Origin of the sequence: Tabrizicola sp. TH137, from assembly GCF_002855575.1 — a bacterium.
In the GTDB taxonomy this organism is placed as follows: Bacteria; Pseudomonadota; Alphaproteobacteria; order Rhodobacterales; family Rhodobacteraceae; genus Paragemmobacter.
The window spans coordinates 377,090-392,923 of record NZ_PKRQ01000002.1; the positions used below are offsets into that span (position 1 = coordinate 377,090).

The window sequence follows — 15,834 nt, forward strand, 5'->3', positions numbered from 1 at the left end:
CAGGGGCGTCCTGCAAGTCATCCGCAGCAGCCGCCGGTCCGGGTGTTGCCTCTGCGCCATCCTGCGCCCATCCTTGCGGCCTGCCCCTCTGCAACCGGCCGCGCCCGCCCAGACTGATCGAACCGACCATGATCGCCACCCCTTCCGCCGAAGACCTCATCGCCGCGATCCGTCGTTGCAGGATCTGTGCCGACCGTTTCGCCGCGACGGCCACCGCGCATGAGCCGCGGCCGGTGGTCTGGTTCCGCCCCGGGCCCCGGCTTCTGATCGCAGGGCAGGCCCCCGGCGCGCGGGTCCATGCCTCGGGGCGGCCCTTTTCGGATGCCTCGGGTGATCGGCTGCGCGACTGGACGGGCCTGTCGGAAGACGAGTTCTATGATCAGTCCCGCGTGGCCATAGCGCCGATGGCCTTCTGCTTTCCGGGCTACGACGCGAAGGGGGCCGATCTGCCGCCGCCCCCGGTCTGCGCGCGCACATGGCGGGCCAGGGTGATGGAGGCCTTGCCCGGGCTGCGGCTGACGCTAGCCATCGGCGGGGCCGCGCAGGCCTGGCATATCGGCAAGGGGCCTGTGGCCGACCGCGTGGCAGACTGGCGCAGCCATGCGGAACGGGGCATCTGGCCCTTGCCGCATCCGTCGTGGCGCAATACCGGGTGGTTGCGCCGCAACCCGTGGTTCGAGGCAGAGGTGATCCCCGCCTTGCGCCTTCGCATCCGCAGCCTTCTGGAGGAGATGCCATGACCCCGCTTGATGCTGCCCATGCCGCGATGGAGCGCGACGGCGCGGAGGAGGCGGATCGCCTGCGGTTCTTCGACTGCCTCGCCGATGGCGAATTCTTCCTGCTGCTGGAGGAAGAGGCGGTCGGGACGGACCTGAAACCGCGCATCTTTCCGCTGGAGGACGGGCCCGTCGTCCTGGTCTTCGATCTGGAAGAGAGGATGGCCGAATTCACCGGTGGCATCGCGCCCTATGCGGCACTGCCGGGGCGGGTGATCGCGCAGGTTCTGGCGGGGCAGGGCGTCGGGCTGGGGGTCAATCTGGGCGTGGCGCCATCGCAGATGATGCTGCCGCCCGAGGCGCTGGACTGGCTGTCGGGGATGCTCGACGACGACCCGGAAGAGATGGAGGCGCGGCCTGTCGGCTTTCACGCGCCGGGGGTGCTGCCGGATCGGCTGGTCGATGCGGTGCTGGGCAAGCTGGCCCGCGCCGGAGGCCTGGCTGCCGCCGCCTTCGCGGTGGGCGTGCGCTATGAAGGCGGCGCGACCGGCCATCTGATGGCCTTCATAGATGCCGCGCCAGAGGCCGAAGCCGCGCTGGCCCGCGCGATCCGCGAGGCGCTGGCCTTTTCCGGGGTGGAGGCGGGGATGATAGATGTCGTCTTCCTGAAAGGCGACGATCCGGTAGCGGGGCAGGTGGCCCGGGTGGGGCAGAGGTTCGACCTGCCTGTTCAGCCCCGGCCAGAACGTCAGGCACCTGCCGCGCCCGGAAGCGATCCGCAGCGCCCGCCGAAGCTGCGATGAATGGGGTAATATAATACCTATTTTTTAAGCATATGGTTTAAAACGGTTATTTGTTTCCTGCTGCCCTTGACCGCTTGCCCGCTTCACGCGATAAGCCGCCATCCGAGATTCCGGGGGGTGACCCCCGCTTCAATTCACAGGGTTCGAGATGAAAACCTTCACGGCTACGCCGGCGGACATCGAGAAGAAGTGGATCCTGATTGATGCCGAAGGCATCGTTCTGGGTCGCCTCGCCACGATCGTCGCCAATATCCTGCGCGGCAAGAACAAGCCGACCTTCACCCCCCATATGGACATGGGTGACAATGTCATCGTGATCAACGCCGACAAGATCCAGATGACCGGCAACAAGCGCAACGACAAGGTCTATTACTGGCACACCGGCCATCCGGGCGGGATCAAGCAGCGCACGGCGCGGCAGGTGCTGGAAGGCAACCACCCCGAGCGTGTGGTGATCAAGGCCGTCGAGCGGATGATCACCCGCAACCGTCTGGGCCGCCAGCAGATGACCAACCTGCGCGTCTATGCAGGTGCCGCCCATCCGCATGAAGCCCAGCAGCCCACCGTTCTGGACCTGCGCGTCCTGAACCCGAAGAACACGCGGAGCGCCTGATCATGGCCGACATCAAATCCCTCGACGATCTGAAATCGGCCGTCGCCGGTTCGTCCGCCCCCGCCGCTGCGGAAGCGGCTGCGCCGAAGGCTCCGGTCCGCGACTCGCTGGGTCGGTCCTATGCCACGGGCAAGCGGAAGGACGCGGTCGCCCGTGTCTGGGTGAAGCCCGGCTCCGGCAAGGTTGTGGTGAACGGCAAGGAAATGGCGGCCTATTTCGCCCGCCCGGTGCTTCAGATGATCCTGAAGCAGCCCTTCCAGATCGCCAATGTGGAAGGCCAGTTCGACGTCTATGCCACCGTGGCGGGCGGCGGTCTGTCCGGCCAGGCCGGTGCGGTGAAGCACGGCATCTCCAAGGCGTTGCAGCTCTATGAACCGTCGCTGCGCCCGGCGCTGAAGGCTGCCGGTTTCCTGACCCGCGACAGCCGCGTGGTGGAACGCAAGAAGTACGGCAAGCGCAAGGCGCGCCGGTCCTTCCAGTTCTCCAAGCGCTGATCGGACCCAACTTCGTTGCAAAGGCCCGCCCCGGTGGCGGGCCTTTCGCGTTTTTCCAGTCCTTTCGGTTCTGTGCAAATCTGCACAACAATCCTGCACCAGCCCGATTTCTGCGGCATCTCACCCAGACCTCACCGCGCCGTGACGGGACTTGAACGGCTTTCGCGTCCCGGCAGGTCTTTTTCACCCGGATTGACAGAAAAACCCCTCATCGCGTTTAGTTTCACTCACATCGCCAAATTCCGCGTGAGGCGATGCGATTTTCTTGTGATTTTTCAAATACAAGCCGGGATGTCATCTCTCTCTCACCGGGCCAGACACGGCCCGATCCCCGAAAGCGGGGTCCTGAAACAACCTTGTAAGTGAGGCATATGATGAAAAAGGTTCTTCTCCTCTCGGCAGTGCTGGCCGGCACGACGACCGCGTCCTTCGCGATGAACGCCGATGGCACGCTGCCGCTGTCCACCAAGATGGAAGCGCGCCAGCTCGTGCCGAATGCCGATCTGGACAACCTGACCCCGGCCCAGGCCCGCGCCATCGCGAATGCCGTCCATAGCGACCCGACCGGTGCGGCTGCGCTGATCCGGTCGATCCTGGCCAATAGCTGATCGACGCAGATATCAGACGGGAACGGCGGGCCTTGGCCCGCCGTTTTCCGTTTCCGGGCAAAAAAAGAGGGCCGGGTTCACCCGGCCCAGTCAGGGGAACGGTGGCGGGGGATCAGTCCCGCCAGAAAGGTTTCGCGCATTCCATATGCGCATGGTCCTGTGACAGGCCGATGTCGCGCAGCATGTGGTCATCCAGCCGGGCGAGGGCGTTTCGACTGCGAAGCCGGGTCTCCCAGGCGGCCAGCAGCAGCGCGGCCGACACCAGAAGCCTGGCCAGCGGCGGCAAGGTGGAGGGCAGGGCGCGGGGCAGGGCGCGGGCGGACATGGGGGGCTTCCTTTTGTGTTGATACAATACATCGCTTCCGATATTGATAGTGATACAATAGCGCATGCGTCCCGGCCAGAGGAACATTGTGACAGACACAATATGGAAACCCGACCTCGCGGCCTATCCCGGCCCCAAATACCTCGCCCTGTCCCGCGCCCTGCGCGAGGCGATCCGGTCGGGGGAACTGGCCGAGGGCGCCCAACTGCCCACCGTGCGCGATCTGGCCTGGGAATTGGGGGTGACGCCGGGCACGGTGTCGCGCGCCTATGCCCTTGCCACGCAGGAAGGGCTGCTGGCGGCGACGGTTGGGCGGGGAACCTTTGTCGCGGCGCGGGCGCCGAGGCTGGGGCCGACGCAGCCTTTGCTTCTGGAGCGGGAACCGGATCAGGTGAATGGGCGGATCGACCTGCGCGCGCCGCGCCTGCCGGATGTGGGGCAGATGCGGGCCTTCGATGCGGCGCTGCGCGACCGGATGGCGAATCTGGCCGATGACTGGATCGACTACCCCACCCAGCGGGGCGAGCTGCCCTTGCGGCGGGCGGTCTGCGACTGGTTGGCGGATCGCAATCTGGGCAAGGTGGGTATGGAAGACATCGCCCTGACGGCGGGGGGGCAGAATGCCATCGCCCTGATCTTCCTGTGCTGTCTGCGTGGGGACCGGCCTGTCGTCCTGACCGAGGAACTGGCCTATCCGGGGTTCCGCCATGCCGCGCGGCTGGCGCGGGCCGAGGTTGTGGGGGTGGAGACGGATGACAAGGGGATGATCCCAGAGGCGCTGGAAGCGGCCTGTCGGCGGCATGGCGCCCAGGTTCTGTGCCTGACGACCGAGGCGCAGAACCCGACGACCGCGCGGATGACGCTGGAACGGCGCGAGCGGATCGTGGCCATCGCCCGGCATTTCGACCTGCAAATCATCGAGGATGATTGCTATACCCTGTCGGAAAGTGAATGGCCTGCCTTGCGGGCGCTGGCGCCCGAGCGGGTCTGGCATGTGGGCAGCCTGTCCAAGACAATCTCGGCGGCGCTGCGGTTCGGCTATATCGTCTGCCCGGCGGGGATGGGCGAGACGGGGCGGTTGACGGCGCAACATGCCTTCTTCGCGCTGGCCAAGCCGGTGAGCGAATTGTGCCTGCACCTGTTCGAGAGCGGGGCCGCCCAGGAGATCCGCCGCAAGGTGAGCGAGGATCTGGACCGGCGCATCCGGATCATGGTGAACCATCTGGGGCGGTTCGATCTGGCCTGGCAGCCGGGGCTGCGCTTTGCCTTTCTGAACCTGCCAATGGGGTGGCGGGCCTCGACCTTTACCCGGATGGTGGAGGCGGAGGGGGTTCTGGTGCGATCAGCGGATGAATATGCGCTGAGTCACGGGCGGGCACCCCATGCGGTGCGGATCGCGCTGGCGGGCAACATTCCGGAGGAGCGGTTCACCCTGGCGATGGAGAAACTGGCCGGGCTCTTGTCGCGGCCGCCCTATGACCCGCCTGCCGTCTGACAGGCCGCAATTGCGGCAGTATTGTGGCAATCCTGTGAGGGGCATTGCCACAATCATCGCCGAAAGGGGCCATTCTGTGTCGTTCCGGGCGCGGTTTCGGGGGTTCCGGAGGCGTTTTCAAAAAGGTGAATTGACCTGAAGCCGCCTGCATGGCCTTTCTGTGCCTACAAGAGCAGCACAATAAATGGACCCGAAAATGGGACAACAGGCATTCTTTCATGCGCCGCATGGTGGCGCGGATTTTCTCGGCATTCGTCGGTCGCGCAATGGCGTGACGGAGATCGTCTATGATGACGGTGTGGCGCGCCGCATGGTCTGGCGGGTGGAAGGCAAGCCGCAGGATGGCAAGCTCTCCGATGCCCTGCGCACGGCTGTCGGCAGTCTGCGCGTGGTTCCCACGCTTTATGATGAATTGAAAAAGCGGTCGATTTCCATCGAACGCGTGGCCGGCTGAGCCCCTTACGTCGCGGATCACCTGAAGCCAACGCTTGATTTCCGGGCATGTGCGGTGCATTTCACCATCTTGCCGCAATGTTTCTGCGTCTGTGCTTGCGCCTTCGCGTCCGTTGCGTCTAAATTTGATCAAAGATCGGTTTCAAGACCGACCACAGCAAGGGCCGACAGGGGGCGCGATGGCTTCGAATGGGGGAACGGGCGGCGGTTCAGGCCGCTCCGAGGCGGCCAATGGCCTTTTGCTGATCAGCCCGCCGCTGGTCTATGTGATCCTGCTTCTGGCAGCGCCGCTGCTGATGGTGGTGGTCTATTCGCTGTCCCTTGAAGATGGCGGCTATGGTTTCGGAAATTACGTCACGGTCTGGACCGATCGCATCAACCAGTTGCTGATGCTGCGGTCGCTGACCGTGTCGCTCTCGGTGACGCTGGTGACGGTTCTGCTCGCCTATCCCGTGGCCTATTTCGTGAGCTTCCACGTGAAGCCGGACAAGAAGGCGCTCTGGCTGTTCCTGATCACCATTCCCTTCTGGACCAGCTATCTGATCCGCGTCTTCCTGTGGAAGGTGATCCTCGGCTTCAACGGCGTGATCAATTCCGGCCTGATGTCGCTGGGCATCATCGACGCGCCGTTGCAAGCCATCAACTATAACGTTCAGGCGCTGGTGGTGACCCTGGCCCATGCCTATGCACCTTTCGCCATCCTGCCGATCTTCGTGGCGCTGGAAAAGATCGACCGATCGCTGCTGGAAGCCGGGCGGGATCTTGGGGAAAGCCAGTTCATGACCTTCCTGCGCGTGACGCTGCCGCTTTCCATGCCGGGTGTCATCGCGGCCGTGCTGATCGTCTTCATCCCGACGGTGGGCGATTATGTGACGCCCGACCTGATCGGCGGCGGCAAGTTGCCCATGATCGCCAACCGGATCGAAGGGACGATGCTGAAACAGAACAATCGGGAGCTGGGCTCGGCCATTGCCGTGTCGGCCATGCTGGTGGTCGCGGCGGTGACCATCATCTTCTTGCTGCTGAACCGCCGGTTCCTGAGGGGTGCGAAATGAAGTCCCCCGTCTTCCGCAGCTATGCGATCATCTATCTGATCTTCCTTTACGCGCCGATCATCCTGCTGCCGCTCTTTGCCTTCAATGACAGCAAGGTCATCGCCTTTCCGTTGCAGGGCTTTACCACGGCCTGGTTCCGCGAGATGTGGGAGGATGTCACCCTCTGGAACGCGGTGCAGAATTCCCTGATCATCTCGATCTCGGTTGCGGTGATTTCCACCTTGCTCGGCCTCTTTGCCGCCCGGTCCAGCACGCGGTTCAACTTTCCGGCCAAGGCGGGGATCATGGGCCTGATCATGCTGCCGATGGTCCTGCCGGAAATGATCCTTGCGATGGCGCTTCTGGTGGTGCTGCTGGCCATCGGTGTGGAACTGTCTCTGCTGACCATCATCCTCGGACATGTTCTGGTCTGCACGCCCTTTGCCGTGGCGATCCTGTCCTCGGCCTTCCAGTCGCTTGACCAGTCGCTGGAAGAAGCCGCCTACGACCTTGGCGAAACGCCGATTTCCACCTTCTGGCTGATCATCCTGCCGCTGGTGATGCCGGGCATCATCTCGTCGCTGCTGATCTGCTTCACGATCTCGCTGGACGAGTTCATCATCGCCTATTTCCTTGGTGGAACGGATACGGTGCTGTCAGTCTATATCTATGGCCAGTTCCGCTTCCCGGCCAAGGTTCCCGCCATCATGGCGCTGGGGACGATCCTTGTCCTTCTGTCCATCGCCCTTCTTGCAACTGCTGAATATTTCCGCCGTCGCGGCATCGCGAAAGCCGGCGGCAAGGATACCGGAGGCTTCCTGTGACCAAGTCCGATGCAATGATCGAGTTCCGGGATGTCCACAAATACTATGGGGATTATCACGCGCTGCGCGGGATCACGGCGACCATCCGTCCGGGTGAGTTCTTTTCCCTGCTCGGCCCGTCCGGCTGCGGCAAGACCACGCTCCTGCGCACCATCGCAGGGTTCGAAGACATCTCTTCCGGCGCGGTTCTGATCGACGGGCGCGACATGGCGGGCGTGCCCGCAAACAAGCGCCCGACGAATATGGTGTTCCAGTCCTACGCCATTTTCCCGCATCTCAGCGTGGAGGAAAACGTGGGCTTCGGTCTGCGGCGGGATGCGCGATCCAAGGAGGAAAAGGCCAAGGCCGTGGCCGAGGCGCTGGAGATGGTGGGGCTGAAGGGCTATGGCAAGCGCGCGGCGCATGCTCTGTCGGGCGGTCAGCGGCAGCGTGTGGCGCTGGCCCGCGCGCTGATCCTGAAGCCCAAGGTCCTGCTGCTGGACGAACCGCTCTCGGCGCTTGACAAGAAGATGCGCGAACAGATGCAGGTCGAACTGATCAAGCTGCAACGCCAGGTCGGCATCACCTTCATCCTGGTGACGCATGACCAGGAAGAGGCGCTGGTCATGTCTGACCGCATCGCCGTGATGTTCGAGGGAGAGATCGCGCAACTTGCCGATCCCGAAACGCTCTACCGTCGCCCGAACAGCCGGAAGGTGGCGGATTTCATCGGGACCATGAACTTCCTGCCGGCCAAGGTGCTGGAAGAGGGGGCCGATGCGGTGGAGATCGACGCGGCGGGTTTCGGCCGCATCCATATCGAGGCGAAGCAGGTCATGGGCGGTGCCACGGCGGAAGGCGCGACCGTGGGCTTCCGCCCCGAGACGCTGACCATCCTCTACGAAGGCAGCGCCGCCTCCGACCGCGAAAGCATGGCAACCATCGAGGAAGTCGTCTATTTCGGCGACATGACCTATTATGACGTGAAGATCGACGGGACGGAGTCGCCCGTCCGCATCTCCATGCGCAACGTGTTCGGGCGTCCGGTTCTGGATCGCGGGGCGCGGGCGCGGGTGGGTTGGTCGCCGGGGGCGTTGGTCCTTTTCCGGTAAGGCGGGGTTAACCCCGCCCTACGGCGGTGCGGTACGGCGGGGTGAACCCTGGACCGTGGCGACGATCAGCTATCCGGCGGCAGCAGGCCCAGACCGCGCAGGTAAATGCCGATCCCGCTTTCGAGCAGGTCTTCGGGGGTGAAAGGCGACTTCGCGCCGGGCGCGCCGCGCATGTAAAGTTCCACCACCCCGTGGCTCATTGCCCAGACATGGGCCGAGAACATGGTGGCGGGCGGCCTGCGGTCCGGTGGCATCTGTTCCGACAGTTTCTCTGCCGCCTTCTCCAGCACGGCCCGCGCCTTTGCGGCAACCAGCGCAAGGTCGGGATGGGCGTTGAAGGACAGCCCGCTTTCGAACATCGCCATGTAGTGGCCGGGATACTTGCGCGCGAAGGCCAGATAGGCGCGCCCTGTCGCCTCGAAGGCCGCCAGTGCAGAAGGCTGGCCATCGGCATAGGCGAATTCCATCAGCGCGGCGAAGATGTCATAGCCCTGCCGTGCCACCTCGGCGATCAGGTCATCACGGCCCGCGAAATGGCGATAGACGGCGGCGGGTGTCACATCCGCCCGTTTCGCGGCCTCCGAAAGGGTAAAGCCCGACGGCCCCCGTTCGGCAATCAGGGCCAGCGCCGCCTCGACCAGAGCCTGACGCAGATTGCCGTGGTGATAGCCGTGCTTCATCTCATCCTTTCGGGCGCAGGTCCGGCCCGCCGCAGATTGCCGGATCGCGGCTGCCGATCAGGGCGGCATCCTTGCCCGCATAATCCACCGCGTGCAGAACCGACTGGATCGCCGCGATCCGTGCCCGTTTCTTGTCGTCCGAAAGGATGACCGTCCATGGCGCAAACTCGAAATGGCTGCGCTGCATGGTTTCGTCAATGGCCGTGCAATAGGCATCCCATTTGCCCAGCCCGTCGATATCTATCGACGACAGCTTCCATTGCTTCAACGGGTCCTGTTCACGGGCGAGGAAGCGGCGGAGCTGTTCAGCCTGTCCAACCTCCAGCCAGAGTTTCACGAGGACGAACCCCTCATCGACCAGCATGTGTTCGAACTCGGGCAATTGCCGGAAAAAGGTCTCGCGCTGCACGGGCGTACAGAAGCCGAAGACATGTTCCACCATGGCGCGGTTGTACCAGCTCCGGTCGAACATCGACATTTCGCCTGCGGCGGGCAACCAATCGACATAGCGCTGGAAATACCAGCTTGCCGCCTCCCGGTCGGAGGGTTTCGACAGCGCGACCACGTTGCAGACGCGGGGGTTCAGGTTCTCGCGCATCACGTCGATGGTGCCACCCTTGCCAGCGGCATCGCGCCCCTCGAAGATCACGATGACGCGCTTGCCGGTCGCCTTGATATCGGCCTGCATCCGGACGAGCTGCCGTTGCAGCCCATCCATCACCGCCTCGTAATCCTTGCGCTTCATCTCTTCGGCATAGGGATAGCCGGGGGTGATGAGATCATCCTTGCCCGCAGCCTCGATGGCCTTGCGGATGGCCTTCGGGGCTTCCTTGCGGAAGAAGCGGCTGATCGCGCCGTCAAAGGGTAGGTCGGTCATGCTGGCCCTCACATCCAAGTCGCGGCAAGTATGGCGATCAGGCCGGTCAGCGCAATCCGGCGCGCTGCGCTGCGCGGTGAATGGCGGCAATCACGGCCTCGGGATGGGTGTGGTGGGGCATATGTCCCGCGCCGTCGATCAGCACGAGGTTCCCGTCGGGCAGGAGCCTGGACAGGGGCAGGGCATGGATGTCATGCGGCACCACATCATCCGCCGTGCCATGCAGGATCTCCACCGGCATGGAGAGGCGCGGATAGGCCTCTGCCATGCGGACCACATGCGGACGCAGGTTCGTCACCTGGAAGGCATTGTTGCGCAGCGTCTCGCGCCGCATCGTCAGGCCGATGCCGACGTAATCGGCATAGCCGGGCGGTGGCGCATCGGGAGCGAAGATCGCCTCGACCACACCCGCCGTCTGCCGCTCGCTTGCGAAGGCCGTGATCACCGGGATGACAGTCGCCGCCCCGATCCGGCTGCCCGTGACCGCGTAATAGGGGCCGAGGCCACCCGGCCAGGGCATCGTCGCGCCAGAGACTACCACAAGCGCCGCCACATCCGGCGTGTCTGTCAGGCCCCAGGCCATCGCGACCGCGCCGCCATAGGAATGGCCAAGGACGATGGGCCGCCGAACGCCAAGCTGGTCTGCCGCCTTCTGAAGCAGGGCCGCCTGCATCGACGGGCTGATGCCGTCGCGACCAAGGCTGTCGCTCCATCCCAGGCCGGGCCGGTCAAAGGCGATGACGCGGTAATCCTCTGCGAGGCGGTCCACGAGGGCGAAGGTGAAGTCGCGCGTGTTCCCGCTGGCCCCGTGGATCAGCACAAGATCCGGGCCTTCCCCCTGGACATGGGCGTGAATGCGCTTTCCCTCCACCTCCAGAATGCGCCCTGTCGGCGGGAAGGCGGCCTCGGCGGCGGCTTCGCGGGCTGCGGCACGGCGATCGGTCACGACGGCGCAGCCGCCGAGGACGGTGGCGGCAAGGATCAGGCTAAGTGCCAATTTTGGCGATCTCATATTGAGTGGTCTGGTAAATCTCGTTGATCCAGTTGCCATATAGAAGATGCGCGTGACTTCTCCAGCGATTGAGGGGCGGCCGCGTCGGATTGTCTTCGGGGTAGTAGTTCATGGGCACGTTGATCGGTGTGCCATTCGCCACGTCGCGATCATATTCCTGCTTCAGCGTATCGCTGTCATATTCGAAGTGATTGAAGATATAGAGCGCGCGGTGGCCCGGATCCTCGACGAGGCAGGGCCCCACCTCCTCGGAGCCGAGCAGGGTCCGCAGCCCGGGCCGCGCGTCGATTTCGGCCTGTCGCATCTCGGTCCAGCGGCTGACGGGGATCACGAAATCATCCGAAAAGCCGCGCAGATAGGGCGAGGTCGGCGCGAGATTGCGGTGCCGGAAACAGCCAAAGGCCTTTTTCGGCAGCATGTGCTTTGCCACCCCATGGAAATGGTTGATCATCGCCATGCCGCCCCAGCAGACACCGAAGGTGGAATGCACATGGGTCTGCGTCCAGTCGAAGACCTCGCAAAGTTCGTCCCAATAGGTCACTTCCTCGAAGGGCAGATGCTCGATCGGGGCGCCGGTGATGATCAGCCCGTCGAACTTTTCTGCCTTCAACTCCTGGAAGGGGCGATAGAAGGTTTCCATGTGCTCGGCGGCGGTGTTGCGGGTCTGATGCTCGGTCATGCGGATCAGATGCAGGTCGATCTGCAACGGCGTCGCGCCGATCAGACGGGCGAACTGGTTCTCCGTCTGGATCTTCTTCGGCATCAGGTTGAGAAGGCCGATGCGGAGCGGACGGATATCCTGCCGCGCCGCCCGTTCGGGCGACATGACCATGACGCCTTCGTTCCGCAGAACGTCGAAGGCGGGCAGGGTCTCGGGCAGGGTGATGGGCATGGCATCCTCGGGCAGCATAGCGCGACCCCGTGACGTAATCGCAAACGCTGTGAACATCAAGAAGGGTGAGGTGGCCGCTTGACGCGGGGGAGAGGGCGCCGCAGGCTGAGGCTTCGTCAGGGAATATGACCATGCTGCGCCTGATCCTTTGGCTGACCGCTCTGCTTGCCGCGCCGCCTGTCTTGGCGCAGGAGGTGGACCCGATGGCAGAGCAACGCTGCGTCTGGTCCTGTCTGGCCAATTCGCCGGGGGCAGAGAGCGACGAATATGCGGCCTGCGTCGCCCGTCTGTGTGAAGCGATGGGGCAGGTAACGGCGACGGAGCCCGAGGGGCTGGCCCTTTCGCCGCGGCCGCAGCCCCGCCCGCCGCAGTCCCTGCCGCAGGAGGCGGGGGCGGTGCCGCCGCCGATGCCGGAGACCCCCCTTGAAGCGGAGGGTTGGACCTTCGGGCCGGGGGAAGGCGGGCAAGGCATGTTCGCCGGCACCAGCGATCCGGTCACGGGTGTCCGGGTGGATTGGCTTTGTGGGAAGGGGCGCCCGTCGGTGCTGGCGCTGTCGCCCTATGCGGGCGGCGCGCGGGTGACAGTGACGGTGGATGGGCGGGTGCGCGAGGTCGATCTGGTCATCGAGGGCGAGGCCGGATACGCGCCCATCGGCCTTTCTGATCCGCTTTTCCTGCATCTGGCCTCTGGTCCGGAGTTCGAGGTGGCGGATGGGGCAGGGCGGGTGATCGGGCGGTTTACCATGGCAGGCGCGCCCCTTGCCATCGGCCAGGCCGAAGGGCGTTGTCGGTGATCAGGGCGCTTTGCGGCGGTCAATGGCGCGGGCGATCAGGTCGTCAAAGCCCACAGCATCGGTGACCTGCGCCACCTCTTCCGCCGTGACGGTCACGCCCCATTCGGCCATCGCGGCATAGCGCGGCTGGCGATGATCCAGCAGCCGGGCATAGCCGAACCGCAGGAAGGCATCGGGATCGACCTGATCCTCCGGCTTGCCCTCCTGCGCGAGGTATTCCGCCCAGAGTCCGGCCAGGAAATCGGGCTGGTAGTAGATCGGCTTCGGCGCGCGGTCGAAGCGGCGCACCAGTTCGGCGCGATGCGCCTCGGACCCCTTGATCCAGACCATCAGAAGGGTTCCGGAAAGTGCCGCCATCACCGGATCGTTGCGGTCGGTCGCATCCACGACCTCGCAGATCGAACCGCCGCTGTCGCAGACGAAGTTGGAATATCCGTAAATGTCGCGCGCCCGGTCAATGAAGCGCAGCGTGTCATGCAGCGCCGCGATTTCCGCTTCGCGGTGCTGCGCCTGCCGCGTGCAGTATTCCGCGAAGGGCACCCCACCGCGCGCCGGATCGCCCGGCTTGCCCAGATAGGTCGAAAGCGGGGCCAGATTGTCGAAGGTGATGTTGGAGGCGATATAGACGCTGTCCGTCATCAGCAGTTCCCGCAGCAGCGGCACCTTCATCGCCTCGCGCTTGAAGTTGTCGGCGATGTATTCGCCCATGTAGCGCGTGCCGATGCGGTAATCGACGGAGTAGTGAAACCAGCCACCGGCATCGCGCAGAAGGTTGGAAAGATGGGTCTTGCCCAGCCCCGACATCCCGAAGAGCAGCACGCGCTTTTCCCGTGCCGCCCGGAACTCGGCCCCGCTTGCATAGATCATCGCCCGCTCTCCCATCCTGCCCCTGCGTGATAGCGAAGCGCCCGGGGAATTTCACGCGGAAAAGCAAAGGCCCCGCATCGGGGATGCGGGGCCTTCGGTCCTATCGGACCGGTTCAGAAGCTGTAGCCGACCGTCAGGCCGAAGCCCACCGCCGAGTTGCCCTCAAAACGGGTGCCGGACCCATCGACCGCATCGCCAACCTCGGCATATTCGATGCCGCCGGTGATCTTCATTCCGTCCTGACGCCAGGTCGCACCGATGCCGAAGCCCTTCGTTCCGTCGGTCGGGGCCAGGCGCGACGCGATGCCGCCATTCGCCTTTTCATAGGTGGCGCGGGCGAAGACCGAGAGGTTGTCGCTCAACCGCCGACCGAGGCCCAGTTGCCAGGTCACGACGTTGTTGTCGAAATCGGTGATGTTGTCGTTGAAGTTGGCGTTGAACACCGGCGGGCGAACTTCCCAGACCGTCCATTCCGCATAGCGGACAGAACCGAAGAGAAGCGTGTCTTCCGCAATCCCCGTCTGGAAATCCAGCGTGAAGGCATCCGGGATTTCCACAGTCGTCACGCCTGCCGCGTTGATCGCGCCCGCGACGGCAAAGGTCTCGGTCGTGGCAAAGCTGTGCGTCACGCCGCTTTCATAGGTCAGACCGATCCGCAGCGCGATATCGGGGCGTTCATAGGCGGCCCCGACGATCACGCCGACCTGACCATCCTTCGCACCCTGCGCCGAATAGGCAAGGGTCCCGGCCGGAGCCAGACCCGCAAGGGGATTGCCCGCAGCGGCAAGGCCCGCGCGGATGAACTGGTCGGGCAGAGTGATCTGCGCCTCGGACTCCACATAGCGCAGGCCGCCGTAGACGGAGAAATTCTCGTCGAACTTGTATTTCAGCACGGCCGCAATCTGCTGGCTGTCCCAGGTGGCTGTCAGGCCGTTATACAGGCCCTGCGAATAGGCCGAGTCCGCACCATAGGGCGTGTTGATGAAGACCGCATAGGACAGGCTGTCATTGATGTCCGACTTGTAGGCGAAGGACAGGTTCGTGTAGCTGCCCGCCATGTTGCCGGTCTGCGTACCCAGCGCGGCAGCGGCACCCGTATAGGTGCCCGTCACATCGGGTTGCACATTGGAAAAACCCAGTTCGATATACCGCCCCGCCTCGAACAGGGCAGAGTAAGCAATCCGCGACCGGTCGATGCCGCCTGCCTGCGCCGTCAGGGTTCCAACCACCAGCGCGGTGGTTGCCCCCAGCATTGTTTTCATCATCACCATGATCCCTTTACTCCTCCCGCGCTCATCCCCATGAGCGTCCTCGGGATAACGGTATGTGCGGGCGGAATTACGGTCAATTCATGACGCCACGTCACGGATTTGTGACTGGTGGCACTGTTGCAGGCTTGCGCGTCTCGGCCCGGATATTGGCCCAGTTGCCAAGGAAGATGATCGCCGCGCCCAGCAGGACAAGGGGATCCAGCGGTTCGGCATAGAACAGCATCCCCACGGCTGCGATCACCGGCAGGCGGGCAAAGTCGATCGGCATCACAAAGCTTGCCGGGGCCAGCGACAGGGCCGTGGTCAGGCACAGATGCGCGAGGACGCCGCAGAAGCCGATCAGCAGGAGCCAGGGCAGGGTCTCTGCCGTGGGCAGGTGGATCATCCCGTCCCAGCCGGCCGTCACCAGACCGAAGACAAACTGCATCACGGTCAACCAGAACAGGATCGACACGATGCTTTCGCCCTGCGTCAGCTTCTTCGTCAGGATGTTCGTCGCGGCAAAGCAGACCGCGCTCGCCGCCGCGGCCAGGACGCCGGGATCAAGGTCGCTGAAATCCGGGCGGGCCACCAGCAGGATGCCGATGAACCCCATCACCGCCGCAAGCAGGCGCGGTCGTGTCAGCCTTTCCCCAAGAACCAGTGGCGACAGCAGGATGACCCAGACGGGCGAGGTGAATTCCAGCGCGAAGACCTGCGCCAGCGGGATCATCGTCAGGGCCCAGAACCACAGGTTCTGCCCGGTGAAATGGATGGCATTCCGCACCAGATGCTGGCCCAGCCGGTCGCGCCGAATCTCTGCCAGGCGGCCCAGCATCCCGCCAATGACCAGGACAAGCGACAGGCCCACCACCGACCGCCACATCATGATCTCGAACGTGTCATGCACCCCCGACACCGACCGCGCAGCAATCGCCATGGCCGTGAAGGAAACGATGGAACCTGTCATCCAGAGCGCTGCGGCGATGGGGCGATGTGTCGTCAT

19 protein-coding genes are annotated in these 15,834 nt (G+C 64.2%); 11 read left to right on the forward strand and 8 right to left on the reverse strand.

Features of this window, described 5'->3' with window-relative positions:
• The first annotated feature begins 128 nt into the window (after positions 1-128).
• From C0V75_RS07185 to C0V75_RS07205, 5 genes are all read left to right on the forward strand, one after another.
• Positions 129-740, forward strand: coding sequence for a uracil-DNA glycosylase family protein (locus C0V75_RS07185; RefSeq protein ID WP_101920226.1), 612 nt, complete (start codon positions 129-131; stop codon positions 738-740).
• The gene (locus tag C0V75_RS07190; RefSeq protein ID WP_101920227.1) at positions 737-1,519 is read left to right on the forward strand and encodes an SseB family protein; all 783 of its coding nucleotides are present in this window, start codon (positions 737-739) and stop codon (positions 1,517-1,519) included. Before C0V75_RS07185 ends, C0V75_RS07190 begins: the two co-directional genes overlap by 4 nt.
• Before the next feature lie 148 nt (positions 1,520-1,667).
• Positions 1,668-2,132 (forward strand): 50S ribosomal protein L13, encoded by a 465-nt coding sequence (gene rplM / locus C0V75_RS07195; RefSeq protein ID WP_101920228.1) that lies wholly within the window; start codon positions 1,668-1,670, stop codon positions 2,130-2,132.
• A 2-nt stretch (positions 2,133-2,134) separates the two neighbouring features.
• On the forward strand, positions 2,135-2,626 hold the full coding sequence (gene rpsI / locus C0V75_RS07200) for a 30S ribosomal protein S9 (RefSeq protein WP_101920229.1): 492 nt from the start codon (positions 2,135-2,137) through the stop codon (positions 2,624-2,626).
• A 374-nt stretch (positions 2,627-3,000) separates the two neighbouring features.
• Complete coding sequence (locus tag C0V75_RS07205; protein ID WP_143710393.1) at positions 3,001-3,234, forward strand: hypothetical protein; 234 nt, start codon at positions 3,001-3,003, stop codon at positions 3,232-3,234.
• Between the two features lie 112 nt (positions 3,235-3,346).
• Here C0V75_RS07205 and C0V75_RS07210 read toward each other — a convergent pair whose 3' ends face one another.
• Complete coding sequence (locus C0V75_RS07210; RefSeq protein ID WP_101920231.1) at positions 3,347-3,559, reverse strand: DUF1127 domain-containing protein; 213 nt, start codon at positions 3,557-3,559, stop codon at positions 3,347-3,349.
• An 88-nt stretch (positions 3,560-3,647) separates the two neighbouring features.
• On the opposite strand from C0V75_RS07210, the gene C0V75_RS07215 reads away from it, so the two are divergent.
• From C0V75_RS07215 to C0V75_RS07235, 5 genes are all read left to right on the forward strand, one after another.
• Positions 3,648-5,054: a PLP-dependent aminotransferase family protein gene (locus C0V75_RS07215; RefSeq protein WP_101920232.1), complete on the forward strand. Its 1,407-nt coding sequence runs from the start codon at positions 3,648-3,650 to the stop codon at positions 5,052-5,054.
• Positions 5,055-5,250: 196 nt separating this feature from the next.
• Entirely contained in the window at positions 5,251-5,508 is a 258-nt protein-coding gene (locus tag C0V75_RS07220; RefSeq protein WP_143710394.1) for a hypothetical protein, read from the forward strand.
• A gap of 178 nt (positions 5,509-5,686) precedes the next feature.
• Entirely contained in the window at positions 5,687-6,562 is an 876-nt protein-coding gene (locus C0V75_RS07225; protein ID WP_101920234.1) for an ABC transporter permease, read from the forward strand.
• Complete coding sequence (locus tag C0V75_RS07230; protein ID WP_101920235.1) at positions 6,559-7,365, forward strand: ABC transporter permease; 807 nt, start codon at positions 6,559-6,561, stop codon at positions 7,363-7,365. Before C0V75_RS07225 ends, C0V75_RS07230 begins: the two co-directional genes overlap by 4 nt.
• A 14-nt stretch (positions 7,366-7,379) precedes the next feature.
• A complete protein-coding gene (locus C0V75_RS07235; protein WP_101920745.1) occupies positions 7,380-8,456 on the forward strand; it encodes an ABC transporter ATP-binding protein in 1,077 nt (358 codons plus the stop codon).
• Positions 8,457-8,521: 65 nt separating this feature from the next.
• Here the strand turns inward: C0V75_RS07235 and C0V75_RS07240 are convergent, their stop codons facing one another.
• Genes C0V75_RS07240 through metA form a run of 4 tightly spaced genes read right to left on the reverse strand, consistent with a single transcriptional unit; the run spans position 8,522 to position 11,917 of the window.
• Positions 8,522-9,136 carry a TetR/AcrR family transcriptional regulator gene (locus C0V75_RS07240; RefSeq protein ID WP_101920236.1) on the reverse strand — a complete coding sequence of 205 codons (615 nt, stop codon included), beginning with the start codon at positions 9,134-9,136 and terminating at the stop codon, positions 8,522-8,524.
• A gap of 1 nt (position 9,137) precedes the next feature.
• Positions 9,138-10,013 carry a polyphosphate kinase 2 gene (gene ppk2 / locus C0V75_RS07245; RefSeq protein WP_101920237.1) on the reverse strand — a complete coding sequence of 292 codons (876 nt, stop codon included), beginning with the start codon at positions 10,011-10,013 and terminating at the stop codon, positions 9,138-9,140.
• 46 nt (positions 10,014-10,059) lie between these two features.
• The gene (locus tag C0V75_RS07250; RefSeq protein WP_101920238.1) at positions 10,060-11,025 is read right to left on the reverse strand and encodes an alpha/beta fold hydrolase; all 966 of its coding nucleotides are present in this window, start codon (positions 11,023-11,025) and stop codon (positions 10,060-10,062) included.
• The gene (gene metA / locus C0V75_RS07255) at positions 11,000-11,917 is read right to left on the reverse strand and encodes a homoserine O-succinyltransferase (RefSeq protein ID WP_101920746.1); all 918 of its coding nucleotides are present in this window, start codon (positions 11,915-11,917) and stop codon (positions 11,000-11,002) included. Before metA ends, C0V75_RS07250 begins: the two co-directional genes overlap by 26 nt.
• Positions 11,918-12,048: 131 nt before the next feature.
• Here metA and C0V75_RS07260 point away from each other — a divergent pair, with 131 nt between their 5' ends.
• Positions 12,049-12,711, forward strand: a complete 663-nt coding sequence (locus C0V75_RS07260; RefSeq protein ID WP_143710395.1) for a hypothetical protein — start codon at positions 12,049-12,051, stop codon at positions 12,709-12,711.
• On the opposite strand, the gene C0V75_RS07265 is transcribed toward C0V75_RS07260, so the two are convergent.
• From C0V75_RS07265 to C0V75_RS07275, 3 genes are all read right to left on the reverse strand, one after another.
• On the reverse strand, positions 12,712-13,578 hold the full coding sequence (locus tag C0V75_RS07265; protein ID WP_101920240.1) for an ATPase: 867 nt from the start codon (positions 13,576-13,578) through the stop codon (positions 12,712-12,714). It lies immediately after the preceding gene.
• Between the two features lie 113 nt (positions 13,579-13,691).
• Positions 13,692-14,843, reverse strand: coding sequence for an OmpP1/FadL family transporter (locus tag C0V75_RS07270; RefSeq protein ID WP_158241796.1), 1,152 nt, complete (start codon positions 14,841-14,843; stop codon positions 13,692-13,694).
• 97 nt (positions 14,844-14,940) lie between these two features.
• A complete protein-coding gene (locus C0V75_RS07275; protein ID WP_101920747.1) occupies positions 14,941-15,798 on the reverse strand; it encodes a DMT family transporter in 858 nt (285 codons plus the stop codon).
• Positions 15,799-15,834: the final 36 nt, after the last annotated feature.